This window comes from Marinomonas posidonica IVIA-Po-181, assembly GCF_000214215.1.
GTDB lineage: Bacteria > Pseudomonadota > Gammaproteobacteria > Pseudomonadales > Marinomonadaceae > Marinomonas > Marinomonas posidonica.
On sequence record NC_015559.1, the window covers coordinates 743,658 to 769,118 of the forward strand.

19 protein-coding genes, 9 tRNA genes and 3 rRNA genes are annotated in these 25,461 nt (G+C 44.0%); 21 read left to right on the plus strand and 10 right to left on the minus strand.

Going from position 1 to position 25,461, the window contains the following annotated elements:
• Positions 1-91: 91 nt before the first annotated feature.
• From csrA to MAR181_RS03420, 5 genes are all read left to right on the plus strand, one after another.
• Positions 92-280: a carbon storage regulator CsrA gene (gene csrA / locus MAR181_RS03400; protein WP_013795210.1), complete on the plus strand. Its 189-nt coding sequence runs from the start codon at positions 92-94 to the stop codon at positions 278-280.
• A gap of 70 nt (positions 281-350) precedes the next feature.
• A tRNA-Ser gene (locus MAR181_RS03405) sits at positions 351-440 on the plus strand.
• A gap of 60 nt (positions 441-500) precedes the next feature.
• Positions 501-577 (plus strand) — tRNA-Arg (locus MAR181_RS03410).
• Between the two features lie 54 nt (positions 578-631).
• A tRNA-Arg gene (locus tag MAR181_RS03415) sits at positions 632-708 on the plus strand.
• A gap of 23 nt (positions 709-731) precedes the next feature.
• Positions 732-808: transfer RNA gene (locus MAR181_RS03420), tRNA-Arg, on the plus strand.
• An 81-nt stretch (positions 809-889) separates the two neighbouring features.
• Here MAR181_RS03420 and MAR181_RS03425 read toward each other — a convergent pair.
• Complete coding sequence (locus MAR181_RS03425) at positions 890-1,897, minus strand: tRNA dihydrouridine synthase (protein ID WP_245546202.1); 1,008 nt, start codon at positions 1,895-1,897, stop codon at positions 890-892.
• A gap of 157 nt (positions 1,898-2,054) precedes the next feature.
• On the opposite strand from MAR181_RS03425, the gene MAR181_RS03430 reads away from it, so the two are divergent.
• The 11 genes from MAR181_RS03430 (at position 2,055) to MAR181_RS03480 (ending at position 15,445) form a co-directional block, all read left to right on the plus strand.
• Complete coding sequence (locus tag MAR181_RS03430) at positions 2,055-2,300, plus strand: OadG family protein (protein WP_013795212.1); 246 nt, start codon at positions 2,055-2,057, stop codon at positions 2,298-2,300.
• Between the two features lie 37 nt (positions 2,301-2,337).
• Entirely contained in the window at positions 2,338-4,122 is a 1,785-nt protein-coding gene (gene oadA, locus MAR181_RS03435) for a sodium-extruding oxaloacetate decarboxylase subunit alpha (protein ID WP_013795213.1), read from the plus strand.
• Positions 4,123-4,154: 32 nt separating this feature from the next.
• Positions 4,155-5,327, plus strand: a complete 1,173-nt coding sequence (locus tag MAR181_RS03440; protein ID WP_013795214.1) for a sodium ion-translocating decarboxylase subunit beta — start codon at positions 4,155-4,157, stop codon at positions 5,325-5,327.
• Positions 5,328-5,685: 358 nt separating this feature from the next.
• Positions 5,686-7,225, plus strand: a 16S ribosomal RNA gene (locus tag MAR181_RS03445).
• Between the two features lie 334 nt (positions 7,226-7,559).
• Positions 7,560-10,449, plus strand: a 23S ribosomal RNA gene (locus MAR181_RS03450).
• A 184-nt stretch (positions 10,450-10,633) separates the two neighbouring features.
• Positions 10,634-10,748, plus strand: a 5S ribosomal RNA gene (gene rrf, locus MAR181_RS03455).
• The 16S, 23S and 5S rRNA genes sit together here, the layout of an rRNA operon.
• 865 nt (positions 10,749-11,613) lie before the next feature.
• Positions 11,614-11,823 (plus strand): cold-shock protein, encoded by a 210-nt coding sequence (locus MAR181_RS03460; protein WP_013795215.1) that lies wholly within the window; start codon positions 11,614-11,616, stop codon positions 11,821-11,823.
• 145 nt (positions 11,824-11,968) lie between these two features.
• Entirely contained in the window at positions 11,969-12,514 is a 546-nt protein-coding gene (locus tag MAR181_RS03465) for a DUF2058 domain-containing protein (protein WP_013795216.1), read from the plus strand.
• 366 nt (positions 12,515-12,880) lie between these two features.
• Positions 12,881-13,825 carry a porin gene (locus tag MAR181_RS03470; RefSeq protein ID WP_041651139.1) on the plus strand — a complete coding sequence of 315 codons (945 nt, stop codon included), beginning with the start codon at positions 12,881-12,883 and terminating at the stop codon, positions 13,823-13,825.
• 257 nt (positions 13,826-14,082) lie between these two features.
• Positions 14,083-14,718 carry a cupin domain-containing protein gene (locus MAR181_RS03475; protein WP_041651141.1) on the plus strand — a complete coding sequence of 212 codons (636 nt, stop codon included), beginning with the start codon at positions 14,083-14,085 and terminating at the stop codon, positions 14,716-14,718.
• 19 nt (positions 14,719-14,737) lie between these two features.
• The gene (locus tag MAR181_RS03480; RefSeq protein ID WP_041651593.1) at positions 14,738-15,445 is read left to right on the plus strand and encodes a fumarylacetoacetate hydrolase family protein; all 708 of its coding nucleotides are present in this window, start codon (positions 14,738-14,740) and stop codon (positions 15,443-15,445) included.
• Here the strand turns inward: MAR181_RS03480 and MAR181_RS03485 are convergent.
• Both MAR181_RS03485 and MAR181_RS03490 read right to left on the minus strand, forming a co-directional pair.
• Complete coding sequence (locus MAR181_RS03485) at positions 15,435-15,893, minus strand: tRNA-uridine aminocarboxypropyltransferase (RefSeq protein ID WP_013795220.1); 459 nt, start codon at positions 15,891-15,893, stop codon at positions 15,435-15,437. The two genes, MAR181_RS03480 and MAR181_RS03485, sit on opposite strands and share 11 nt — an antisense overlap.
• Positions 15,894-16,003: 110 nt before the next feature.
• Positions 16,004-17,215, minus strand: a complete 1,212-nt coding sequence (locus MAR181_RS03490; RefSeq protein ID WP_013795221.1) for an ammonium transporter — start codon at positions 17,213-17,215, stop codon at positions 16,004-16,006.
• 439 nt (positions 17,216-17,654) lie between these two features.
• On the opposite strand from MAR181_RS03490, the gene MAR181_RS03495 reads away from it, so the two are divergent.
• Positions 17,655-17,867 carry a cold-shock protein gene (locus MAR181_RS03495; protein WP_013795222.1) on the plus strand — a complete coding sequence of 71 codons (213 nt, stop codon included), beginning with the start codon at positions 17,655-17,657 and terminating at the stop codon, positions 17,865-17,867.
• A gap of 108 nt (positions 17,868-17,975) precedes the next feature.
• Complete coding sequence (locus tag MAR181_RS03500) at positions 17,976-18,653, plus strand: glutathione S-transferase (protein WP_041651142.1); 678 nt, start codon at positions 17,976-17,978, stop codon at positions 18,651-18,653.
• A gap of 6 nt (positions 18,654-18,659) precedes the next feature.
• Here the strand turns inward: MAR181_RS03500 and MAR181_RS03505 are convergent, their stop codons facing one another.
• Positions 18,660-19,502, minus strand: coding sequence for an outer membrane protein assembly factor BamD (locus MAR181_RS03505; RefSeq protein ID WP_013795224.1), 843 nt, complete (start codon positions 19,500-19,502; stop codon positions 18,660-18,662).
• A gap of 160 nt (positions 19,503-19,662) precedes the next feature.
• Between MAR181_RS03505 and rluD the strand changes: the two genes are divergently transcribed.
• The 3 genes from rluD (at position 19,663) to clpB (ending at position 24,141) form a co-directional block, all read left to right on the plus strand.
• Positions 19,663-20,646: a 23S rRNA pseudouridine(1911/1915/1917) synthase RluD gene (rluD, locus tag MAR181_RS03510; protein WP_013795225.1), complete on the plus strand. Its 984-nt coding sequence runs from the start codon at positions 19,663-19,665 to the stop codon at positions 20,644-20,646.
• Positions 20,647-20,702: 56 nt separating this feature from the next.
• Positions 20,703-21,440: a peptidoglycan editing factor PgeF gene (gene pgeF / locus MAR181_RS03515; protein WP_013795226.1), complete on the plus strand. Its 738-nt coding sequence runs from the start codon at positions 20,703-20,705 to the stop codon at positions 21,438-21,440.
• A gap of 121 nt (positions 21,441-21,561) precedes the next feature.
• Complete coding sequence (gene clpB / locus MAR181_RS03520) at positions 21,562-24,141, plus strand: ATP-dependent chaperone ClpB (protein WP_013795227.1); 2,580 nt, start codon at positions 21,562-21,564, stop codon at positions 24,139-24,141.
• Between the two features lie 105 nt (positions 24,142-24,246).
• Here the strand turns inward: clpB and MAR181_RS03525 are convergent, their stop codons facing one another.
• The 6 genes from MAR181_RS03525 to MAR181_RS03550 all read right to left on the minus strand — a co-directional run bounded on the left by MAR181_RS03525 (position 24,247) and on the right by MAR181_RS03550 (position 25,394).
• Entirely contained in the window at positions 24,247-24,846 is a 600-nt protein-coding gene (locus tag MAR181_RS03525) for a TIGR04219 family outer membrane beta-barrel protein (RefSeq protein WP_013795228.1), read from the minus strand.
• Between the two features lie 113 nt (positions 24,847-24,959).
• Positions 24,960-25,034, minus strand: a tRNA-Gln gene (locus tag MAR181_RS03530).
• Positions 25,035-25,051: 17 nt separating this feature from the next.
• Positions 25,052-25,128, minus strand: a tRNA-Met gene (locus MAR181_RS03535).
• A 13-nt stretch (positions 25,129-25,141) separates the two neighbouring features.
• A tRNA-Gln gene (locus MAR181_RS03540) sits at positions 25,142-25,216 on the minus strand.
• A gap of 16 nt (positions 25,217-25,232) precedes the next feature.
• Positions 25,233-25,309, minus strand: a tRNA-Met gene (locus tag MAR181_RS03545).
• A 10-nt stretch (positions 25,310-25,319) separates the two neighbouring features.
• Positions 25,320-25,394 (minus strand) — tRNA-Gln (locus MAR181_RS03550).
• Positions 25,395-25,461 lie beyond the last annotated feature (67 nt).

Here is a 25,461-nt window from a genome sequence, read left to right on the forward strand (position 1 = left end):
AGAATACATCTTGTAGGAAATGGCCTACATGTTTGTAGGAAGTATCTATCAATAAAATTTTAGAATATAGCAATTACAGGGAGATATTCTTATGCTTATTTTGACTCGTCGTGTTGGTGAGACCTTGATGGTTGGTGACGAAGTGTCCGTTACTGTGTTGGGTGTAAAAGGGAATCAAGTGCGTATTGGTATCAATGCACCGAAAGATGTTTCTGTTCACCGTGAAGAAATTTATCTTCGAATTCAAAAAGAGCAAGATGGACAAGACTCTGAGGATTAATTTTTTTTAAAAAAAATCCAAAAAGTCTTTACATGGCGTAAGAGCAGTATATACTACGCCGCACTTGTTTGGAGAGTTGGCCGAGTGGCCGAAGGCGCTCCCCTGCTAAGGGAGTATGGGTTAACACTCATCGAGGGTTCGAATCCCTCACTCTCCGCCATTCAAGTCAACCTTTCAGAGACTATCCTTTCTGAGTTGTAAGGTTGAAAATTGTAGTTACGCATCCGTAGCTCAGCTGGATAGAGTACTCGGCTACGAACCGAGCGGTCAGAGGTTCGAATCCTCTCGGATGCGCCACTTCAATTTGAAATTTCTGTAAATGGTTTTACAATCATTCTAGACATTATATACGCATCCGTAGCTCAGCTGGATAGAGTACTCGGCTACGAACCGAGCGGTCAGAGGTTCGAATCCTCTCGGATGCGCCATTTAATGTCAAACAAGTAGTTACGCATCCGTAGCTCAGCTGGATAGAGTACTCGGCTACGAACCGAGCGGTCAGAGGTTCGAATCCTCTCGGATGCGCCATTACTACCTTTCTTATATTAACTCCCCATACACTAATTTTTTTACATTATTTTTTTTCGGTATTCTAAGCTCTAAAAGTCATTAAGCTTTTAAGATGTTTTGTATCTTTACGGTGAACTCTGCAACACTCTTGCTTTGACGCAATGCTGTTAAATTATGTTGGATGTCTGTGAATTCAAAGCGTAAATGGCCAACCCACTGCTTTAGTCGTCCTAGAGTGGCTACTTCATCATATTCGACTTGTAGTCTTTGTGTGTATTCAGCAAAGAGTAAAGCCAGTTGGGCTTGGTGGTGAGCACATCCCTCTTCGTATGAGGCGTTTCTAATATCCTGAAATATAAAGGGATTATTTAATGATCCTCGACCAATCATGAACTCTGTACAGCCAGTAATGGCTTTGCATCTTGTGAGCGAATCAAGGTTTGTGATGTCCCCATTGGCGATGACTCGCATTTGAGTTTTATCTTGTATTAAGCCTATTTTTTCCCATCTTGCTGGTGGTTTATAACCGTCTTTCTTGGTTCGGCCGTGTATTGTTAAGGCATTCGTACCAGCGCTTTCAATCGCTGCAACATTATCAAATAGCTTGTCTTCATCTTCGTAGCCCAGCCGGATTTTAGCGGACACAGGAATCTCTGATGGAATCTGTTTACGGATAGCATTCATGATATTGAACAGTGTGTTTGAGTCTTGCAGTAAGACTGAGCCGCCGCCGTGACCATTAACCCGTTTTGCTGGGCAGCCAAAATTGACATCAATGTGATTGGCCCCCGCCGCGATGGCATTTGCAGCGCTTTCGGCCATGAGTTCGGCGTTGCTGCCTAGTAGTTGGGTGTGAACAGGGTGGTGATAGTCTGTTTTTGCGCTATTTTTATTCTCAGGGATGAGCTTTTTGAAGCTAGACGCCGGAATGGGGTATTGAGTGATACGAACAAATTCCGAGACAAGGTAGTTCATCCCACCAATTTTCGAAAGTAAGGCGCGCATAGTGTGATCCATGACACCTTCCATTGGTGCAACGGCCAGTATTATGTTGCTATGCTCGGTTTCTGTGTGCAAATTTTGATTGTTTTCTAGGGAATTGTTCACGAAATAAGTCTAACTGTTATGCAAAAAAAATATGAAACTGTTCTGGTTTGTGGTAAAAAAAGAATTACCAAATTAAGAAGATCTGTTCAAAAAATGAATATGATCACATTCGCTGCCTCTAAACAAGGCAATAATTCGTGCACATAAGGGTAGGGTAATGAACGAATTGGTAAGTGAAGGTATTGGCCTGATGGTATTGGGGATGGGGTTTGTCTTCGTCTTTCTGGTAGTGCTTATTTTTGCTACTGGCTATATGTCGTCCATTATTAATAAATTCTTTCCAGAAGTCGTTGCGGTGGCTGAGTCTAATATAGCGATGTCAAATAGCGTAACCAGTACGGCGGTTGATCCACAGATAGCGGCTGCTATTACTGCGGCTATCCACCAACATCGTAATAAATAATTTCTTTTAATCGCAGAACATTGTAGAGGCTGAATCTATGAAAACAATTAAACAACCTCTTGGTATTACGGACGTCGTGTTGCGTGATGCCCATCAATCATTATTTGCAACTCGTCTCCGAATTGATGACATGTTGCCCATTGCTGAAAAGCTCGACAATGTCGGTTTTTGGTCGTTGGAATCTTGGGGTGGTGCCACCTTTGATTCTTGTATTCGTTTTATCGGTGAAGACCCTTGGGATCGAATTCGCGAATTGAAAAAAGCCATGCCTAAAACACCTCAACAAATGCTTTTACGTGGGCAAAATCTACTAGGGTATCGCCATTATGCAGACGATGTTGTTGCTAAGTTTGTGGAGCGAGCTGCAGCTAATGGTGTAGATGTGTTCCGTATTTTTGATGCGATGAACGATCCTCGAAACCTTGAGCAAGCCATTAAATCGGTTAAAGAAGTGGGTAAGCATGCGCAAGGTACTATTTCCTATACTAAAAGCCCCGTTCACACGACCAAGAATTGGGTGGATTATGCGAAAACCCTTGAAGATATGGGAGCAGATTCAATCGCCATTAAAGACATGTCTGGTATTTTGACGCCTTACGACGCTTATGATCTAGTGTCTTTGTTAAAGGAGCAGACAGATCTTGAGGTGCAATTGCATGCCCATGCGACTTCAGGTTTGTCTGACATGACCATTTTGAAGTCAATTGAAGCTGGAATCGATCGAGTGGATACGGCCATTTCATCTATGTCTATGACTTACGGGCATTCTTCAACTGAGTCGGTAGTGGCAGCATTGCAAGGAACCGATAGAGATACGGAGCTGGATTTGGAGGCGCTAGAAGACATTGCGGCGTACTTCCGAGAAGTTCGTAAGAAGTATGCGAAATTTGAAGGCTCGCTGCGTGGTACCGACTCTCGGATCCTGATTGCTCAAGTGCCAGGCGGTATGTTGACAAACATGGAAAGTCAACTGAAAGAGCAAGGCGCTGCGGATAAGTTTGATGATGTATTAAAAGAAATTCCCAAAGTACGTGAAGATCTTGGTTTGATTCCTTTGGTAACGCCGACATCTCAGATTGTAGGTACACAAGCTGTATTGAATGTGTTGACTGGTGAGCGTTATAAATCCATTTCAAAAGAAACAGCAGGTATCTTGAAAGGTGAGTATGGTGCTGCGCCAGCAGAATTTAATAAGGAATTGCAGCAAAGGGTGTTGGATGGTGCTGAGCCGATTACTTGTCGTCCTGCGGACTTACTTGAGCCTGAGGTCGAAAAGTTGACCCAAGAGTTGCAGGGGTTGGCTAAAGAAAAGCAAATTAATTTATCTGATGAATTAATTGATGATGTTTTGACGTATGCCCTGTTCCCACAGATCGGTTTGAAGTTTCTTGAGAATCGCGACAATCCTGATGCATTCGAGCCGGTTCCGACTGGACAGGAGTTGGTTGACGCTGCTAAACAAGAAACCGGCCCGGCGGTCTACACTGTCAGTGTGTCAGGGCAGAGTTATGTTGTTGAAGTGGCGGAAGGTGGTGACATTAGCCAAATTCAGCCTGTTGCTTCATCTGTTTCTGCACCAACTGCCGTTGTTCAAACTGCCCCTGCTGCTGGCGGCGAAGATGTACCGGCACCGTTAGCTGGAAACATTTTCAAAGTGCTTGTGAAGCCAGGGCAACAGGTTCAAGAAGGTGAAACCATTATGATTCTAGAGGCGATGAAAATGGAAACCGAAATTTCTGCTCCTAAAGCAGGTGTGGTTGGTTCTATTCATGTTAAGGAAGGTGATGCTGTACAAGTAGGTCAAGCATTGCTGTCACTTTAATTCATTTGCAAGAATAAAAAGGGTTTAGCTAAATGGAACAAAAATTATTAAATCTGTACCACGATACGGGCATATATCAGCTTGAGTTTGGGCAGGCTGTGATGATGTGTGTGGGGCTGTTGCTTATCTATCTTGCAATTAAGAAAGGTTTTGAGCCGCTGTTGTTGTTGCCTATTGGGGTTGGGGCAATTCTAGTGAATATTCCTGGTGCTGGTTTCATGGCAGCACCAGTTTATGATGCTGCTGGTCATATGGTGTCGCCTGGTGGGTTGCAGTACTACATCTATCATGGTGGCATTGAAACAGGGTTATTTCCGCTATTAATCTTTATGGGGGTCGGAGCGATGACGGACTTCGGTCCCATGTTGGCCAACCCAAAGACCTTGCTTCTAGGGGCGGCTGCTCAATTTGGCATCTTCGCAACTGTTATTGGTGCGGTGGTTCTGGGGGCGAGCGGGATAATGGACTTTACGTTAGCTGATGCGGCTGCGATTGGTATTATTGGTGGAGCGGATGGTCCAACGGCGATTTTCGTGGCGAGCCGATTGGCGCCAGATTTACTTGGGGCCATTGCGGTGGCGGCATACTCTTATATGGCGTTAGTGCCATTGATTCAGCCACCTATAATGAAAGCGCTAACCTCTCAAGAAGAGCGCGCGATTAAAATGGTGCAATTGAGACACGTAACGAAAACAGAAAAAATCGTCTTTCCAATTGTGGTGACTTTATTGGCGGCGGCGTTCTTGCCTTCTGCGGCGCCATTGTTGGGGATGTTTTGTTTTGGTAATTTGATGAAAGAGTCTGGTGTGGTTGATCGTCTTAGTGATACGGCTCAGAATGCTTTGATCAATACAGTGACTATCTTCCTCGGCTTGGGTGTGGGTTCTAAACTCAGTTCAGAAGCATTTTTGAATATAGAAACGCTAGGTATTTTGTCTCTTGGTTTAGTGGCTTTTGCAATCGGTACCGCAACCGGTGTACTGATGGCGAAAGTGTTAAATAAGGTGTCTGAGCACCCAATTAACCCATTGATTGGTGCGGCGGGTGTATCGGCTGTACCAATGGCGGCTCGTGTAGCAAACAAAGTGGGCTTGGAAGCAAACAAACAAAACTTCCTACTAATGCATGCTATGGGGCCAAATGTTGCAGGGGTGATCGGTTCTGCGGTAGCGGCTGGTGTCATGCTGAGTTATGTCGGCGGTTAATGTCGTTATTACGTTATAAAAAAGGCGCTCATGCGCCTTTTTTATTGTCTGGATTTGTGTCTTTATTTTGGCTGTTTTGTTACAGGGAAAAAGAAAAGCAAAAAAGAATTAAAAAGGGCTTGCTAAAAATCTGTAGATCCTTAATATACGCCCTCGCTGACACGGACAGGGCTTCACTCTCTAGTAGAGGTAAGCAGCTTAAGTGGCACGGCAACGCTCTTTAAAATAGATAATCAGATAATTTGTGTGGGCGCTCGCTAGGGCTTCAAAAAAAATTGAAGTCTTACGAGAGTCAAACACGTCAATTCGCTTTATTAAGTAATTGTTAGTGTTTCGAATTTTGAGTAAGCAAACTTTTTAACTGAAGAGTTTGATCATGGCTCAGATTGAACGCTGGCGGCAGGCTTAACACATGCAAGTCGAGCGGAAACGATGATAGCTTGCTATCAGGCGTCGAGCGGCGGACGGGTGAGTAACGCGTAGGAATCTGCCTAGTAGAGGGGGACAACATGTGGAAACGCATGCTAATACCGCATACGCCCTTTTGGGGAAAGGAGGGGATCTTCGGACCTTCCGCTATTAGATGAGCCTGCGTGAGATTAGCTAGTTGGTGGGGTAAAGGCCTACCAAGGCGACGATCTCTAACTGGTCTGAGAGGATGACCAGTCACACTGGGACTGAGACACGGCCCAGACTCCTACGGGAGGCAGCAGTGGGGAATATTGGACAATGGGCGCAAGCCTGATCCAGCCATGCCGCGTGTGTGAAGAAGGCCTTAGGGTTGTAAAGCACTTTCAGGAGTGAGGAAGGGTAGTTTGTTAATACCAAATTACTTTGACGTTAGCTCCAGAAGAAGCACCGGCTAACTCTGTGCCAGCAGCCGCGGTAATACAGAGGGTGCAAGCGTTAATCGGAATTACTGGGCGTAAAGCGCGCGTAGGTGGTTTGTTAAGTCTGATGTGAAATCCCAGGGCTCAACCTTGGAATGGCACCGGATACTGGCAGGCTAGAGTACGGTAGAGGGGTGTGGAATTTCCTGTGTAGCGGTGAAATGCGTAGATATAGGAAGGAACATCAGTGGCGAAGGCGACACCCTGGACTGATACTGACACTGAGGTGCGAAAGCGTGGGGAGCAAACAGGATTAGATACCCTGGTAGTCCACGCCGTAAACGATGTCTACTAGCCGTTGGGTTGTAATGACTTAGTGGCGCAGCTAACGCAATAAGTAGACCGCCTGGGGAGTACGGCCGCAAGGTTAAAACTCAAATGAATTGACGGGGGCCCGCACAAGCGGTGGAGCATGTGGTTTAATTCGAAGCAACGCGAAGAACCTTACCTACTCTTGACATCCAGAGAACTTAGCAGAGATGCTTTGGTGCCTTCGGGAACTCTGAGACAGGTGCTGCATGGCTGTCGTCAGCTCGTGTTGTGAAATGTTGGGTTAAGTCCCGTAACGAGCGCAACCCTTATCCTTACTTGCCAGCACTTCGGGTGGGAACTTTAAGGAGACTGCCGGTGACAAACCGGAGGAAGGTGGGGACGACGTCAAGTCATCATGGCCCTTACGAGTAGGGCTACACACGTGCTACAATGGCGTATACAAAGGGCAGCTAACTTGCGAGAGTGTGCAAATCCCATAAAGTACGTCGTAGTCCGGATTGGAGTCTGCAACTCGACTCCATGAAGTCGGAATCGCTAGTAATCGTGGATCAGAATGCCACGGTGAATACGTTCCCGGGCCTTGTACACACCGCCCGTCACACCATGGGAGTTGATTGCTCCAGAAGTAGCTAGCTTAACCTTTCGGGGATGGCGGTTACCACGGAGTGGTCAATGACTGGGGTGAAGTCGTAACAAGGTAGCCCTAGGGGAACCTGGGGCTGGATCACCTCCTTAAACGATATGAAGCACTGGTGAGCGTTCACACAAATTATCTGATGGCTATGAGTTCTCATAGCAACCTATCTTAAAAGCGTTTTAGACAAAGTGTTAAGCAAGACACTAATCACAACACATTGTGTTGGTTAGTTTCTGACTTAGTGCTTTGCACTAAACTTGCTCTTTAACAATTCGAATTTTGAAATAACGATGAATCAAGCGTTAAACCGGTGGAAAGCACTTTAACCTAGTGACTTTCTATTATCGTAAATCCAGAGAAGAGACAAAAGCTTCTTTGGTATGTGATTCTTAATATGACACTCTTCTGAGTGGAAACTATTTTGGGTTATATGGTCAAGTGACCAAGCGTGCACGGTGGATGCCTTGGCAGTCAGAGGCGATGAAGGACGTGGTAATCTGCGAAAAGCTCGGGGGAGTCGATAAACAGACTTTGATCCCGAGATGTCCGAATGGGGAAACCCACTCTACTTGTAGAGTATCCCACAGTGAATACATAGCTGTGTGGAGGCGAACCCGGGGAACTGAAACATCTAAGTACCCGGAGGAAAAGAAATCAACCGAGATTCCCTAAGTAGCGGCGAGCGAAAGGGGATTAGCCCTTAAGTTGATTTGGTGTTAGTAGAAGACTCTGGAAAGGGTCGCCGTAGAGGGTGATAGCCCCGTATACGAAAACGCCATTTTAATGAAAACGAGTAGGACGGGACACGTGTTATCCTGTCTGAACATGGGGGGACCATCCTCCAAGGCTAAATACTCCTGACTGACCGATAGTGAACCAGTACCGTGAGGGAAAGGCGAAAAGAACCCCTGTGAGGGGAGTGAAATAGATCCTGAAACCGTGTACGTACAAGCAGTGGGAGCCGATTTATTCGGTGACTGCGTACCTTTTGTATAATGGGTCAACGACTTATTTTCAGTAGCAAGGTTAAGCGAATAGTGGAGCCGTAGGGAAACCGAGTCTTAATAGGGCGTTTAGTTGCTGGGAATAGACCCGAAACCGGGCGATCTATCCATGAGCAGGTTGAAGGTTGGGTAACACTAACTGGAGGACCGAACCCACGTACGTTGAAAAGTCCGGGGATGACTTGTGGATAGGAGTGAAAGGCTAATCAAGCTCGGAGATAGCTGGTTCTCCTCGAAAGCTATTTAGGTAGCGCCTCGCGTATTGCCATTGGGGGTAGAGCACTGTTTGGGCTAGGGGGTCATCCCGACTTACCAACCCCATGCAAACTCCGAATACCAATGAGTATGAGCGCGGGAGACACACGGCGGGTGCTAACGTCCGTCGTGGAAAGGGAAACAACCCAGACCGTCAGCTAAGGTCCCAAAGTTACAGTTAAGTGGGAAACGATGTGGGAAGGCTCAGACAGCTAGGAGGTTGGCTTAGAAGCAGCCATCCTTTAAAGAAAGCGTAATAGCTCACTAGTCGAGTCGGCCTGCGCGGAAGATATAACGGGGCTCAAACTGTACACCGAAGCTACGGATTCAAGATTTATCTTGGATGGTAGAGGAGCGTTCTGTAGGCCGTTGAAGGGAAAGCTGTAAGGCATCCTGGAGGTATCAGAAGTGCGAATGTTGACATGAGTAACGATAAGGGGAGTGAAAAACTCCCCCGCCGGAAGACCAAGGTTTCCTGTCCCATGTTAATCAGGGCAGGGTGAGTCGGCCCCTAAGGCGAGGCAGAAATGCGTAGTCGATGGGAAACAGGTTAATATTCCTGTACTCGTGTATATTGCGATGGAGAGACGGAGAAGGCTAGGCCAGCGCGGCGATGGTTGTCCGCGTTTAAGGTTGTAGGCTGGGGTTTTAGGTAAATCCGGAACCCTTTAAGGCTGAGAATTGATGACGAGTCCTCTTTTGGACGAAGTGGTTGATGCCCTGCTTCCAGGAAAAACTTCTAAGCTTCAGATATACAGGAACCGTACCCCAAACCGACACAGGTGGTCAGGTAGAGAATACCAAGGCGCTTGAGAGAACTCGGGTGAAGGAACTAGGCAAAATGGTACCGTAACTTCGGGAGAAGGTACGCCGGCCGGTGTGAAGGACTTGCTCCGTAAGCACTAGTCGGTCGAAGATACCAGGTGGCTGCGACTGTTTATTAAAAACACAGCACTCTGCAAACACGAAAGTGGACGTATAGGGTGTGACGCCTGCCCGGTGCTTGAAGGTTAATTGATGGGGTTAGCGTAAGCGAAGCTCTTGATCGAAGCCCAAGTAAACGGCGGCCGTAACTATAACGGTCCTAAGGTAGCGAAATTCCTTGTCGGGTAAGTTCCGACCTGCACGAATGGCGTAACGATGGCCACACTGTCTCCACCCGAGACTCAGTGAAATTGAAATCGCAGTGAAGATGCTGTGTATCCGCGGCTAGACGGAAAGACCCCGTGAACCTTTACTATAGCTTCACAGTGAACTTTGAACCTACTTGTGTAGGATAGGTGGGAGGCTTTGAAGATAGGACGCCAGTTCTATTGGAGCCAATCTTGAAATACCACCCTGGTACGTTTGAGGTTCTAACTCAGGTCCCTTATCGGGATCGAGGACACTGTGTGGTGGGTAGTTTGACTGGGGCGGTCTCCTCCCAAAGAGTAACGGAGGAGCACGAAGGTGTGCTCAGCATGGTCGGAAATCATGCATAGAGTGTAAAGGCAAAAGCACGCTTAACTGCGAGACAGACACGTCGAGCAGGTACGAAAGTAGGTCTTAGTGATCCGGTGGTTCTGTATGGAAGGGCCATCGCTCAACGGATAAAAGGTACTCCGGGGATAACAGGCTGATACCGCCCAAGAGTTCACATCGACGGCGGTGTTTGGCACCTCGATGTCGGCTCATCACATCCTGGGGCTGAAGCCGGTCCCAAGGGTATGGCTGTTCGCCATTTAAAGTGGTACGCGAGCTGGGTTTAGAACGTCGTGAGACAGTTCGGTCCCTATCTGCCGTGGACGTTTGAGATTTGAGAGGAGCTGCTCCTAGTACGAGAGGACCGGAGTGGACGAACCTCTGGTGTTCCGGTTGTCACGCCAGTGGCATTGCCGGGTAGCTACGTTCGGACGGGATAACCGCTGAAAGCATCTAAGCGGGAAGCCTCCCTCAAGATAAGATCTCACTGGAACATAAGTTCCCTAAAGAGCCGTTGAAGACTACGACGTTGATAGGTTGGGTGTGTAAGTGCTGTGAGGCATTGAGCTAACCAATACTAATTGCTCGTGAGGCTTGACCATATAACACCAAAGTGGTTTTACTGTATAATGGAGTGATTCATTAACAGGCACATAGATTACGATCCGGTTTAATACTTGATCCACGTTATTTCAAAATGAATTGTTAAAGATCCAAGCAACGTATTCGCGTGTTTTGGTTGCAGAGTAGAAGAACTCGAACCGGAACGATACGCAAACCGAATTGCTTGACGATCATAGAGGCGTTGAACCACCTGATCCCATCCCGAACTCAGAAGTGAAAAGCGCCATCGCCGATGGTAGTGTGGGGGATCCCATGTGAGAGTAGGTCGTCGTCAAGCTTTAAATTAAGAAGCCCTGATAGGTTATCCTGTCAGGGCTTTTTTACGTCTGGAGAAAAATCACGATCCGAAACAGCGACGCCTTGTGTCACTGACGTCGTCAGCGGCTTACGCTGCTACGGATCTTGTACGATGTTAGCAAGATGATTTAGGGATGAAGTGAAGCTTCAGATCTGTGAGGTCGTCAGCGTCAATCAAGAAGCCCTGATAGGGTATCCTGTCAGGTTTTTTACGTCTGGAAGAAAGTCACGATCCAAAACAGCGACGCCTTGCGTTACTGATGTCGTCAGCGGCTTACGCTACTTCGGATCCTGTATGCCTCACAGACACTATGAGTTCTAAGTGATGTTTGTGGTGATATCTCCTTTTCACTACAGTTGTTAATAAGCGGCTATTCAGTAGTAGTATTCGTTCGCTATCGCTCATGCTATAAGGCCGTGAAGTGTGTGAGAGTGTTTGAGTTAGAGTGTCATGTGTATCACGGGGCTATAAAAAAATCCTGCAAGGAAGATAGTTACTTGGATCTCATATTTAACTCGATTATGGTTCCGATGAATGATTGAGTTACTATGAGGAAATGTTGGCAAGCCTTTTTTGATTAAAAGCTTATAATGGTGGGCTTTGCCTCAGAAAAGGGCAGTTGTTTTACAAATAGGTGCAAATTTGTTCAAAACTTGATTGACCCTGATGTTAAAAGAGGACTACAATCAAGTTCGTTTAAAAGAGTTGGCAATATTTATGTCCAGAGTTGCGAATACTACGTTAAGTATGTTCGATCCTGTTAAGTCATAAGTAATACCGAGTTTTTTTAGCACTTTAACGGAATGTTCCGTGTAAATTAACTTAACCTACAGGATAAACAGACATGTCTGACGTAGTAACTGGTACAGTAAAATTCTTCAACGAAACTAAAGGTTTCGGTTTCATCACTCAGGATCAAGGTCCTGATGTATTTGTTCATTTCTCTGCTATCAACAGTTCTGGTTTCAAAACTTTGGCTGAAGGCCAAAAAGTTGAATTCCAAGTAGCTCAAGGTAAAAAAGGCCCTGAAGCTCAAAACGTAACACCTTTATAGGGTAGCGTTTTAAGAGACTTGATCTAGTATTAGATTGACAAAAGCGACTCTCGAGTCGCTTTTTTTGTATCTGAATTTTGAGTTACCTATAGAATCAGAATAGCGAATCTGATGATGTATATGATTTTTTCTAAAGGAGGTTCTAATGGCCGCTAAATCATTACAAGAGCAGCTTTTAGGTGCTGGTATTGTTGATAAAAAGAAAGCCAAAAAAATTAAGGCTGAAAAGTTACAGCAGAAGCAAAAGGTAAAAAATGGCAAAGCTGTTGATGACGAAAAAGATAAGCGTCAGGCTGAATTAAAGCAACAAAGAGACGATAAGCTAGAAAAGGATCGTCAATTAAACTTGCAGCGCCAAAAAGACATTGAAAATAAAGCCATTCATGGGCAAATCAGACAGATGATTTTGCAGAATCGAATTGCTAAAGAAGATGGCGACATTGCTTATCATTTTACGGATAATAAAAAAGTTAAGCAGCTCTATATTAGTCAGAGCATGCACAACGACTTGAGTGGTGGCCGATTAGCAATTGCTAAGCTTGATGCGCAATATGAAATTATTCCTGAGCCTGCAGCAGTAAAAATCAGTGAGCGTGATGACAGTTATATTCTGGTTTGTAATAACAGAATTGAAGCGGTTGATGATGATCCTTACGCTGATTTCCAAATTCCTGATGATTTAATGTGGTAATTCGTACCAAGGTTTTGCTTAAGTAAGGCCTTGGTCGCCTATTTATGTACTTATTTTATTAAGATTTTACACTTATCTTTCGATCCTTTAATTCTCTTTCTTGTATTTTACTCCTTATTATCTCCATAATTTTTTGCTGTATTTTCATTAACAAACTGATTTTAAAGAATAATTTAGATATTCATTTTTCTATCTCCCTCCTTCTTTTGTAACAGATGTCATGAAGTATGTATGATTCGTGGATTGGTTATGCAATTAATGTGCGTGCTATTGTTAATTTCTGGAGAATGTTTAGATTGTTTTAGAGTTGCTTGCAAGTATCAAGCGCCTACAAGAAACTATGTACACATTAAAGGGAAAACGAGAATGAAAAAATCGATTATTGCTATTGCTGTATCTAGTGCAGCCCTTGCGTCTGTATCCGTTCACGCAGCTGAAGGTTCAACCGTTGACGTTTACGGTAACATCCAATATGCGTACACAGATACAGATGATGGTTCTGAGTTTGCTGACAATGGCTCAACTTTTGGTTTCAAAGGCGAAACCTTGATTAATGATGACCTAACAGCTTTCTTCAAATATGAGCTTGAAGCTGATGCAGACGAAAAAAATGGAGATGTCAGTGTTGGTCTTGACCAAGCTTTTGTTGGTCTAAAAGGTGGATTCGGTAAAGTGCAAGTAGGTACGTTTGACAGTATCTATAACAATGCTATTCAAGATTCTGTCGATCAGTTTGAGAACCTAGGCTTCACATCTAATCCTTTGACAACTGAAGGCGATACAATTGCGTACTTTTCACCATCTATGAATGGTTTTGAAGTTCAACTGTCTGCACAAGTTAAGGGTGATGCTGAAGAAGCTGAAACAGTAGAAATTAATGAAACTGACTTCACTATCGAAGACGGTACTGCTGTAACTGCAGTGATAAAATATAGTACAGACGCTTTAACATTAGCCGTTGGTTATGATGGATTAGATAATGTGGATGTGGATATTAACGGCACATATGGCTTGTCTGTTGGCTATCAAGCAACTTCTAATCTTAATTTAACGGCCAAGTTTGAGAGCACTGATGATCTTCAGGATACAGTAGGTCTAGCTGCACGCTACGGTTACGGTGCAGGTGATTTATATGCTTCTGTTCAATCTATCTCTCCAGAAACTGGTGATGATTTTAACGAATACGGTGCTGGTGTGACATACAGCCTTGCTTCGAACGTATATGTGTACGGTGAAGTGGGTAGCTTTGAAAATGCCTCTAACAGCGACACAGACACTCAAACAGCGGTTGGTGTTTATTACGGTTTCTAAAATCAGACATACTTGATTTTATTTACTCTAAGGCTTCTTCTAGGTGGTTTGAAGGTCGGAGCCTTATGTTAAGTACGATCATTCAAGGTTCCATATTTCTTCTCTTGTAGGCGGATTGTTGGAACATTTTTGGCACCAAGTGGCAACATTTGGTGCCTTTTTTTATTCCTAATAAGTTGATTCTTTTACGGATTTACTTGATTACAATTTAAGCTAACCGTTAAACTGAGTGTATTTTGTTCAGTTGGTTATTGCTTATGCTCAATATGGATTTTGCTCAAACTGTCTTTATAGATACGAATCAAGAGGAATGGATTGGTAGTCCTATGACAGGCGTGTTTAGAAAGCCTCTGGCGCGAGAAGAGGCAGAAAGAGGACATGCGACCAGCATAGTGCAATATCAACCCAAGTCGGTTTTCCGCCCTCATCCTCACCCTTTAGGAGAAGAAATTCTTGTTCTTAATGGTGTATTTTCTGATGAGTCAGGGGATTTTAAAGCGGGCAGCTATTTTCGTAACCCTCCTGGCACCAGTCATGCTCCTCATAGTGATGAGGGGTGTTTACTGCTTGTAAAATTGCACCAGTTTCATCCTTCAGATTTAAATCAGGTGACCTTGGATACCTCTAGCATTTGGTATCAACAGGAGTCCTCCATTTTACCTTTGTATCAATATGGTGAGGAAAGGGTGTATTTGGTGCGTATGACAGGTGAAAATACCTTAACCACCTTTGCTTTGTCTCAGGCGGTCGAGATCTTTGTCATATCTGGATTAGCGAACTATGGCGAGTACAAATTGCCTGCAGGCGCTTGGTTTCGAGAGCCTAGCTTTTCACCTGAAGAATGGCGAGTTGATGACGAGTGTTTTATCTGGCTTAAAACGGGCCATTTTTAATGAGTTTAAGGTGTGTAGTGTGAAATATATAGTGCCTGTTCAACAACAAATCAGTTTGCCTATTGAAGGCGATGATCGATTTTTTCCGGTTGGTCGAGTGTTTTGCGTTGGTCGAAATTATGCGGCTCATTCAAGAGAGATGGGCGATGACCCAGATCGTGATCCTCCTTTCTTCTTTAAAAAAGATGCTACTTGTGTAATTCCGGTAGGATTTTCAGAAGAGTCTTCGATCGTTTATCCGTTAGCCACTTCTCAATTTGAATACGAAGTAGAGCTTGTTGTGGCACTTGCTAAGGGAGGGAGTAAATTGTCTATCGAAGACGCAGAGGAGTCTATCTTAGGTTATGCCGTTGGTCTGGATATGACACGACGAGATCTTCAAGCACAAGCCAAAAAAAAAGGGCGCCCTTGGGAAGTCGGTAAGTCATTTGATGAGTCAGCTCCCATAAGTCCAATTGTGTTAAAAAGTGAAGAGTTGAGCGAAAAAGTACGAAAGGCCGAGATCGGATTAAAGGTAAACAGTGTTGTTAAACAGATGAGCTCTGTTGATCATTTAACCTGGTCTATTGAAGAAGTGATTTGCAAGTTATCGGAAGTATATGAATTGCGTCCAGGTGATCTCATTATGACGGGTACGCCCGAAAACGTAGGTCCAGTCATAGAAGGGGATGAAATGTTGGCTTGGGTTGAAGGTTTAGGTGACATTAGCATTCGAGTTACTGGTTAAAGTTAGTATAAGCTTGTTGTAGTTTTGAGGTGGCTGGGTGTTGGTATTCTGTTAGTAGATGAATGGCGACTTCAGCCGTACATAATCCTGTCTGTTTTTGGTTGCGACGTTTGCTGTACGTTGATTGGCTGTTCTGTATTTCATGGTGGGTGAAATCATGGAGATAGGGAGAGCGATTGTATATCTTTCGAGCTTGTTGCCATGTTCCATCAAGGATAATGAGATGTTTGATTGGGGTATAAAGTGAATGGCTGCTTTGTTTTTGAGTTTGATCAATGGGGTAGATTAATAAGGTGTCTTGCTTATTAAGTGCTAAGATAGCTGGGTGTGGATCGACTCTTGACCATTCTATGATTTCACAATCTTGTTGCAGTGCTTCCTTTACTAATTTCCCTGTTCCAGAGCTTTTCTTCAGTTCTTCTGAATGAGTTATGAGCCACAGTTTCATACAATCTACTCTCAAAAAGTTTAGTATAGCGAGCTTTGTTGGAGAGAGAAGTAAAAAGCCCAAATGAACTGGCTTTTTACTTCTTCATTATGTGTATTCAGTGTTTCATATTACTCTTTGCCAATAGAACCTATTTTATGAATGGCAAGGTCAGCTCCGTTAAATTCATCTTCCTCTGAAAGACGTAAACCACTGATGGATTTAATTGCGCCATATACGATTAGGCCACTGATCAAGGCAACTATGGCACCAATCACACTGCCTATGATTTGTGTATAAAAGCTTACGCCACCTAAACCACCGAATTGCTCAAGGCCGAAAATGCCAGCGGCGATGCCGCCCCAAAGTCCACATACACCGTGCAAAGGCCAAACTCCTAAGACATCGTCAGTATGTTTTAGTTTTTGTTGGATGAAGGTGAATAGGAAAGTGAAGATTGCACCAGCGACGACTCCAGTCGCCAGTGCTCCGATAGGGTGCATGATGTCGGAACCAGCACAAATGGCCACAAGACCTGCTAAAGGACCATTGTGTATAAAGCCTGGGTCATTTTTGCCAAAAATCATTGCAGCCAATGTCCCACCGACCATTGCCATTAGTGAGTTCACCGCCACTAAGCCGCTAATACCATCTAGCGTTTGTGCTGACATAACATTAAAACCAAACCAGCCTATACACAGAATCCAGGCTCCTAAAGCAAGGAAAGGGATATTAGATGGCGCAAAGGCGACCAATTTCCCTTGTTTGAAACGACCATTACGTGTACCTAATAATATAATTGCAGCTAGGGCCACCCAGCCACCAAAAGCATGAACTACCACAGATCCTGCAAAGTCATGGAAAGGGGCACCAAAAGACTGCTCAAGCCAAGCTTGAAAACCGTAGTTACCATTCCAGACTAACCCTTCAAAAAATGGATAAGCAATACCAACAATAAGAGCAGCAGAGATTAACATAGGATAAAACTTAGCACGCTCAGCGACTCCTCCTGAGATAATGGCGGGAATAGCAGCAGCGAAAGTCATTAAAAAGAAGAATTTCACTAGCGCGTAGCCATTGTTCTGAGATAAGACGCTGGCACTATCAAAAAAACTCACCCCGTAAGCAATTTGATAACCAACGAAAAAATAGACCAATGCGGATATGGCAAAGTCGGTCATGATTTTCACTAGAGCGTTTACTTGGTTTTTATGACGCACAGTTCCCACTTCTAAAAAAGCGAAGCCTGCGTGCATAGCAAACACCATAATGGCGCCGAGTAATATGAAAAGTGTATTCGAACTTGATATCAGAGTTTCAACTGCACTGTTTGAGGGTGTCACAAGTGGTCTCCTGTGTGTTTTTTTGCCCCAAAATGGGGTTCGTTGTTGTTGTTTTGCATTGTATTGAGGCTTTATGTGGCCGAAATAATAACAAATACTTGATTTAGGAAGTTTTTAAGCAATATTTGTTCCATTTTTGCATCTAATTGGTGCTTTCTTTTGTTTGCGCCCTAATGTGGGGGGTGTTTGTTTCTGCTTTGAAATGAGGTTTAAAGAAGGTGGTAGGTCTATTGGCGATGAATGTAAAGGAAGTTTACTTTTTTTAACAATACTTGTATTCGAATTGCTTTCTATTTTTTTTTGAACATCATACTATCTGTTGATTGTTACTTTTATTAAGATAATTATTATCTTATGTAAACTTAACATTAAGTTGTTTCTTAAAATTATGGAACAATCGTATTATTTAATGGATATTATTTATAATAACGAGGTTATTATGTCAGATCAGTTGGTTTCTGGTGTTGTTAAATGGTTTAACGACGAGAAAGGGTTTGGTTTTATTGAACGTGATGGTGGTGCTGATGTGTTTGTTCATTTCAGAGCAATCAATGGCACAGGCCGTAAAACTTTGCTTGAAGGACAACAAGTAACTTTTGAGGTAACTCAAGGTCAAAAAGGCCCTCAAGCAGAAAACGTTACGATTGTATAATTGACATAATTTGTCATTATAAAATACGAAACCATGTTGCCTAAGGTATTCTGATAGGATGCTTTAGACAACATGGTTTTTTTTTGACTAATTGGTGTATTTTTTTTGATGCCTATATTGTATTCCTTTAGACGTTGTCCCTATGCCATTAGGGCACGATATACGCTGGCCTTGCTTGACTGCGTAGTGTCTCTTCGTGAAGTCGACTTGAAATCGAAGCCCATGGCTTTAACGTCGTTAGGAGGAAGAGCGACTGTGCCTCAGATGTTGGACGAGCAAGGTAAGCGTTATCCTGAAAGTTTGGATATTATGTTTTGGGCTTTGAAACAGACCGATAAAAAAGAGCTTATTGAGTCACTTTGGCCAAGCTCAAGTGTAAAGCAGGCAAAAGTGAGTACTTGGATTTCCTATAACGATAATCGCTTTAAGCATTGGTTAGATCGTTATAAATATGCTGACCGTTACCCAGATGGAACAGAGTTTGATTATCGACAAAGGGCAGAAGTGTTTATTAAACGTTTGAACAAGCGGCTAAATCAACGTAAATATTTATTAGGGGATGATATGAGTCTTGCTGACATTGCCATTTTCCCTTTTATTAGGCAGTTTTCTAATGTCAATAAAGATTGGTTTGAAAATTCTGAATACGATAGTTTGAAATTATGGCTTGATTGCTTTGTGAGTGATGAATTTTTTACTGAGGTAATTATGAAAAAGCTAGCTTCTTGGCAAAATGGTCAGCTTGATATCCTGTTCCCATTTTGCCAAGAAGGCAAATTTGATTAATGTATATTAATCAATTAAACCAAATGAAACCCAGTACCAAAAGCCAGGATCTGCATCATTAGGTAGTTTAAAACGAATGAAGTTTCCTTGATCGTTTAAGTATTCAGAGTTAGGAAAGTTGGATTTTAAGATATTAAGGTTTAGTTTTGCTAACTTTTCTTGCGAAAGGTCTTGATAGGCTTGGATGGTAATGGCTAGGGCTTCTTCTACAGAGTTAGTGCTTGGATAATGTTGTAATACTTCTTGGGCACGACGTAAGGCGGAGATAGGTGCCTTACGCTTCATGTAATAATGCGCAACTTGCAATTCATGGCGGGAAACCATTTCTCTTAAGAAGTACATTCTGGCTTTAGCATCAGGCGCATATTGGCTTTCTGGGTAACGAGCAGAGAAATCAGCTAGTTCGTTAAAGGCTTTAGTGAGTTCTTTTGAGTCTCGTTCGCTAGGGTCCATACCTAAGTAGCGTGAAAGCAGACTTTCGGCTCCTTTGTACGTAGCCAAGGCTCTCATGTAATAGGCATAATCAATCGAATCATTATCCGGATGGTTTTTTATAAATCGTTCCGCCGTGGCATGAGCCGCAATAAATTCCCCTGCTTCTATTTGGGCATAGATTAAGTCCAACTCAGCGCGTGTGCTGAATTTGCCAAAAGGGTAGCGAGAATCCAAATCTTTTAGATGTTTAATGGCGGTAGAAGGGAGGTTTTCAGACAATGCTTGCTGTGCTTTATCATAATAAACGCGTTCTGGCAGGTCAGGTTCTTGTACTTTTTGGCTAGAGCAAGCAACAGTCAATAAAGAAAAACCGACTATTCCTGTGAATCGGAGTAATGAGTGGTAAAATCCCATGTATAATCAAAACCTTGATGTAGTTGATTGGCCTTGTTTGGCGTTCGTAGCGTTATATTGCGAAACCTAACTTGGTGCAAGGTGCTACACATTTTTATTCACTTTCAGACATCATATTTACATTGGGATGGACTGAAAACAATTAGTTAAAGTGTATTGTATGGCAGAGCGCATAGTAAAAGAAGCCCAAGTTCCGTTTGATTTGGGAGGAAGTCGATTTGATCAGATTGCCACGGATTTATTTAGTGACTATTCTCGTTCTCGTATTCAGGCTTGGATAAAAGAAGGGGTCATCCAAGTTGATGGTCAGCCAATGAAAGCAAAAGAGAAACTTTTCGGCGGCGAAACCATCAGTCTGAATGTTGAAATTGAAGCGCAAGAAGAGCATCAGGCACAAGAAATGGATCTTGATATTGTCTACGAAGACGAAGACATTATGATCATCAATAAGCCAGCAGGTTTGGTGGTTCATCCTGCGGTCGGCAATCGTGATGGCACTTTAATGAACGCCATACTTCATCATGCACCAGAAACAGCGCATGTTCCAAGGGCTGGAATTGTCCACCGTCTTGATAAAGAAACCACAGGTTTAATGGTCGTTGCTAAAACGCTTGTAGCGCAAACCGATTTGGTTGCTCAGCTGCAGGAGCGCAGTATGGGGCGAGAATATGAGGCCATTAGCATTGGTGTGATGACAGGTGGTGGGATTGTTGATGAGCCGATTGGTCGTCATCCTCATAACCGTCAAAAGCAAGCGGTTGAGCCAGTCAATGGCAAAGACGCTGTGACACATTACCGTCTCGTCAATCGTTATAAAAATCACACACATATTCGTTTGAAGCTGGAAACGGGTCGTACGCACCAAATTCGTGTACACATGGCTCACATCCAATATCCTTTAGTGGGTGACCCGCAATACGGTGGTCGTTTAAAAATGCCTAAGGCTTGCTCGCCTGAGTTGCAGGAAGCATTAAGAGATTTCCGTCGTCAGGCTCTACATGCAAAAAAACTAGAGTTGGCTCATCCTACTACGGGAGAATGGATGGAATGGGAAATTGATCTACCGGATGATATGCAGCACTTGCTGGATGCTCTAAAGCGTGACATGCAAGAGTCCGGCAGTGAGGACTCGGAATATTATTAAATTAAAATAAAGCAGCTTAGGCTGCTTTTTTATTATGACATGATGGGAGTTTTTCTATGTCAGGGGCTTCTTATATTTCGCCAAATTGGCCTGCGCCACCTTCTGTTAAAGGGTTTGTTTCCACTCGATTGGGAGGCGTGAGTCAGTCACCATTCAATACTTTAAATTTAGGGGCTCATGTTGGTGATGAACCACAAGCTGTGGTGACCAATCGAGGGCGGTTTGCTCAGCAAATAAATATGCCTGAGAGTGTTGTTTGGCTGAACCAAGTGCACGGCACTCAGGTAATTGCCTTACCGACAAATGAACAGATTGATGCCGCAGATGCGGCCTACTCTAACTCTATTGGGCAAGTGTGTGCTGTGTTAACGGCGGACTGTCTGCCTGTCTTTTTTTGTGATTCAAAAGGTCATCAGGTGGCCGTGGCACACGCCGGTTGGCGTGGTTTATGTGCTGGTATTTTGGAATCCACACTGGCTAAGTTTGATGATCCAGAGCAGGTAATGGCTTGGTTAGGGCCAGCTATTGGCCCAAGTGCTTTTGAAGTGGGACAAGAAGTATATGAGGCCTTTTGTTTGAAAGAAACCAGTGCTCATGTGGCGTTTAAGCCATCCGCAGAAGGAAAGTGGTTAGCGGATTTGTATACCTTGGCTCGACAGCGCCTGAAAGCGGTTGGGGTTGAGCATGTATACGGTGGCGATTATTGTACTTATACCGATGAAGAGCGATTTTTTTCTTATCGACGTGATGGTCAGACAGGACGAATGGCTTCTGTTGTGTGGATTGAGGCATAAAGATGGCACTTTATTGATAGGTGTCAAAAAAATGACACCCACATCTTGAAAAGTGTTTTTTGATAACCATTAAGTCCTTAAATGAACTATTTGACCTTATTTATTTGAAGGATGTCAGATTATGCGTATCGACCGATTAACAAGCAAATTACAGTTGGCTCTTTCTGACGCTCAATCTGTAGCGCTTGGGCAAGACCATTCTTATATTGAGCCTCTGCATTTAATGATCGCACTGATTGATCAGCAAGGCGGTGGTGTTCGTCCTATTTTGCAGCAGTCAGGGATTCCTGTTGTTAAGTTTCGTGAGGGGTTAACGGAGCTTCTTACTCGTTTGCCGAAAATACAAGATCATGATGGTAATGTGCAAATGTCATCTGAACTGGGTCGTTTATTGAACCTAGCGGATAAAGAGGCGCAGAAACGTAAAGATCAATATATCTCTTCAGAGCTTGTTTTGCTGGCCATGTTTGATGGCAAAGATGATTTAGCGAAAAGCCTTAACCATACGGGTGTGACTAAGGCGGATATTTTAAGCGTAATTGACAGTATTCGCGGCGGTGATTCAGTAAATGACCCTGATGCTGAGGAAAGTCGTCAGGCTCTAGATAAGTATACTGTTGATTTGACAGCAAGGGCGGCTGAAGGGCGTTTGGATCCGGTTATTGGCCGTGATGATGAAATTCGTCGCACGATACAGGTCTTGCAGCGCCGCCGTAAGAACAACCCCGTATTAATAGGTGAGCCAGGTGTGGGTAAAACCGCTATTGTAGAAGGTTTAGCTCAGCGTATTATCAATGGTGAAGTGCCAGAAGGACTAAAGAAAAAACGTGTGTTGTCTTTGGATATGGGGGCGTTAATCGCCGGAGCCAAATATCGAGGAGAGTTTGAGGAAAGGCTAAAAGCATTGTTGAATGAGCTGTCTAAGCAAGAAGGGCAAGTGATCTTATTCATTGATGAGATTCATACCATGGTTGGTACAGGTAAGTCTGAGGGGTCAATGGATGCAGGTAATATGTTGAAACCCGCTTTGGCGAGAGGTGAACTTCACTGTGTTGGTGCGACGACACTGGATGAATATCGTCAGTATATTGAGAAAGATGCCGCACTTGAAAGGCGTTTTCAAAAGGTATTAGTGGATGAGCCAAGTGTGCTGGATTCCATTGCGATTTTGCGTGGTTTAAAAGAGCGTTATGAAGTACACCATGGTGTTGATATTACGGATTCGGCCATCATAGCGTCGGCGAAATTGTCTCAACGTTATATTACGGATAGACAGCTGCCAGATAAGGCCATTGATTTGATCGATGAGGCCGCTAGCCGCATTCGTATGGAAATGGACTCTAAACCAGAAGACATGGATCGCTTAGAGCGCCGGCTTATTCAATTAAAAATTGAGAAAGAGGCGCTTAAAAAAGAAAAGGATAAAGCTTCTAAATTACGCTTGGATGAATTGGGCAGTGAGATAGATCGCTTGCAAAAAGAGTTTTCTGACTTGGACGAGATTTGGAATGCAGAGAAAGCAGCCGTACATGGTGCACAAAAGCTGAAAGAAGAGCTGGAAAGCGTTAGGCATGAAATGGAAGAGGCGCGCCGAAATGGTAATTTAGCGAAAATGTCTGAATTGCAATACGGTGTTATTCCAATGTTGGAAGCGGAAATTGAAAAGGCTGGTCAAGAGGAAGAAAACACGGAAACTCGCCTATTGAAGCGACATGTTTCTGAAGAAGAGATCGCTACTGTCGTCTCTCGCTGGACAGGGATTCCAGTGGATAAAATGCTGGAAGGTGAGCGCGATAAGCTATTGCGTATGGAGGAGGCATTGCATGAATCCGTGATGGGGCAAAATGAAGCGGTTTCTGCTGTCTCTAATGCGGTGAGGAGGTCTCGCTCTGGTTTGGCTGACCCTAACAAGCCAAATGGCTCTTTCCTCTTTTTAGGGCCCACAGGTGTTGGTAAAACCGAGTTATGTAAATCCTTAGCCAAGTTCTTGTTTGATACTGAGCAGGCGATGGTGCGAGTGGATATGTCGGAGTTCATGGAAAAGCATTCTGTTGCGCGTTTGATTGGTGCGCCGCCAGGGTATGTTGGTTATGAAGAGGGTGGATATCTAACCGAAGCCGTTAGACGACGTCCTTACTCTGTGTTGTTGCTTGATGAGGTCGAGAAGGCGCATCCGGATGTGTTTAATATTCTATTGCAGGTATTGGACGATGGACGCCTGACAGATGGGCAAGGTCGTACCGTGGACTTTAGAAATACGGTAATCGTGATGACGTCGAATCTGGGATCCGATCTGATTCAAGAGTATCAGTCTGATGATCAATACGATGAAATTAAAGCTAAGGTGATGTCAGTCGTCGGAACGCATTTCCGCCCTGAATTTATTAACCGTATTGATGAGACGGTTGTCTTCCATCCATTGATGCGTTCTCAAATTAAAGGGATCGCCGCCATTCAATTGGCTCATCTCAATAACAGGTTGGAAGAGATGGGGATGTCCCTCATTATGAGTGATGCTGCACAGGAGCGCTTGGCGGAAGTGGGTTATGATCCAGTGTATGGTGCGCGACCATTGAAGCGTGCTATTCAGCAATGGATCGAGAATCCATTGGCGAACGAGTTGCTTTCTGGGCAATTTGTTACGGGAGATAAAATTTTAGCGGATGTGAAGGGAAGTGAGATTGCTTTTGTCAAAGGCTGATTTTCCACCGTGTTAAAAAAATCCCCAGCATCTTTGATGTTGGGGATTTTTTTGTATCAACTTCACTATTGTCTATAGCGGTCTTGTTTAAGGTCGCCGCTGAGATTAGAAGTCGAGGAATGCGCCAATGAAGACACCAGTGAAATCGATGTCGAAAGCGGAGCCATCAATGTCATCAATGTCTTCTTCTACTTTACGGTAACCTGCTTCTAGGCCGCCAAAGTAAAGGGCTTGATATTTGATTTTAAAGGTTGTATCTGTGATGTCAGCGTCACTGCCGCCGCCTGTTTTGTACTCAGCGCCAACAGATAGGTTGGTACCAGGGAAAGTGACGTAAGCCGATGCATAACCTAGAGGGTATGAATCACTAACGTCGGTTGAGCCAATAGAGCCATCAATGCTGCGAAGCGTAATGCCTGCATCTAGGTCTAGCCAAAGTAGGCCATCTAGAAATTCATAATAAAACGTGTAGTCATTGTAAGACGTGTCTACTGTCGTGCTGCCGATATTGCCTTCAAGGCTTTGGCTTTGCAGACGGAAGTTTGGGATAACTGGAATTGGGTGTTCAATAGCTAGGCCAAAGTATGAGTTAAAGTCTTCACCGTCATTTGTAGCGTAAGAGCCAGCTTCGGCTGTTAGCCCTAGAACATCAGCATGTGCAGCACTTGCCAGCAAAGCGGTAGAAAGTAAAAGTGCAGATTTCATAATTAGTATCCATATCTCGTTAGACGGTTAGACCTAATTATAAATTTTAGTGAGGTAAAATCCAGTAAAAATGTTGCACTATTTAGTGCTGGAACGTTTTAGAGGAAGAAATGTGGCTGGGGTAGCTGGATTCGAACCAACGCATGACGGGATCAAAACCCGTTGCCTTACCGCTTGGCTATACCCCAATAGATTGTGTCTTTCGTGGTGGCTATGACTAGATTCGAACTAGTGACCCCATCATTATGAGTGATGTGCTCTAACCAACTGAGCTACATAGCCTTCGAAATAAGAGTGGCTGGGGTAGCTGGATTCGAACCAACGCATGACGGGATCAAAACCCGTTGCCTTACCGCTTGGCTATACCCCAATACTCTTTAAAAAGTTGGTGGCTATGACTAGATTCGAACTAGTGACCCCATCATTATGAGTGATGTGCTCTAACCAACTGAGCTACATAGCCGCTTGTCTGTTGGCTGGGGTAGCTGGATTCGAACCAACGCATGACGGGATCAAAACCCGTTGCCTTACCGCTTGGCTATACCCCAACAGACAACACAGAAACAAAACGTCTAAGAAGATACTCTGTCTCTGTGGCGCGATATTATTCATATA

Bases quoted from the DNA above. Each gene is read 5' to 3' on its own strand.
- csrA (WP_013795210.1), top strand. From the start codon at position 92: ATGCTTATTTTGACTCGTCGTGTTGGTGAGACCTTGATGGTTGGTGAC.
- MAR181_RS03430 (WP_013795212.1), top strand. From the start codon at position 2,055: ATGAACGAATTGGTAAGTGAAGGTATTGGCCTGATGGTATTGGGGATG.
- oadA (WP_013795213.1), top strand. From the start codon at position 2,338: ATGAAAACAATTAAACAACCTCTTGGTATTACGGACGTCGTGTTGCGT.
- MAR181_RS03440 (WP_013795214.1), top strand. From the start codon at position 4,155: ATGGAACAAAAATTATTAAATCTGTACCACGATACGGGCATATATCAG.
- MAR181_RS03460 (WP_013795215.1), top strand. From the start codon at position 11,614: ATGTCTGACGTAGTAACTGGTACAGTAAAATTCTTCAACGAAACTAAA.
- MAR181_RS03465 (WP_013795216.1), top strand. From the start codon at position 11,969: ATGGCCGCTAAATCATTACAAGAGCAGCTTTTAGGTGCTGGTATTGTT.
- MAR181_RS03470 (WP_041651139.1), top strand. From the start codon at position 12,881: ATGAAAAAATCGATTATTGCTATTGCTGTATCTAGTGCAGCCCTTGCG.
- MAR181_RS03475 (WP_041651141.1), top strand. From the start codon at position 14,083: ATGCTCAATATGGATTTTGCTCAAACTGTCTTTATAGATACGAATCAA.
- MAR181_RS03485 (WP_013795220.1), bottom strand. From the start codon at position 15,893: ATGAAACTGTGGCTCATAACTCATTCAGAAGAACTGAAGAAAAGCTCT.
- MAR181_RS03495 (WP_013795222.1), top strand. From the start codon at position 17,655: ATGTCAGATCAGTTGGTTTCTGGTGTTGTTAAATGGTTTAACGACGAG.
- MAR181_RS03500 (WP_041651142.1), top strand. From the start codon at position 17,976: ATGCCTATATTGTATTCCTTTAGACGTTGTCCCTATGCCATTAGGGCA.
- MAR181_RS03505 (WP_013795224.1), bottom strand. From the start codon at position 19,502: ATGGGATTTTACCACTCATTACTCCGATTCACAGGAATAGTCGGTTTT.
- rluD (WP_013795225.1), top strand. From the start codon at position 19,663: ATGGCAGAGCGCATAGTAAAAGAAGCCCAAGTTCCGTTTGATTTGGGA.
- pgeF (WP_013795226.1), top strand. From the start codon at position 20,703: ATGTCAGGGGCTTCTTATATTTCGCCAAATTGGCCTGCGCCACCTTCT.
- clpB (WP_013795227.1), top strand. From the start codon at position 21,562: ATGCGTATCGACCGATTAACAAGCAAATTACAGTTGGCTCTTTCTGAC.
- MAR181_RS03525 (WP_013795228.1), bottom strand. From the start codon at position 24,846: ATGAAATCTGCACTTTTACTTTCTACCGCTTTGCTGGCAAGTGCTGCA.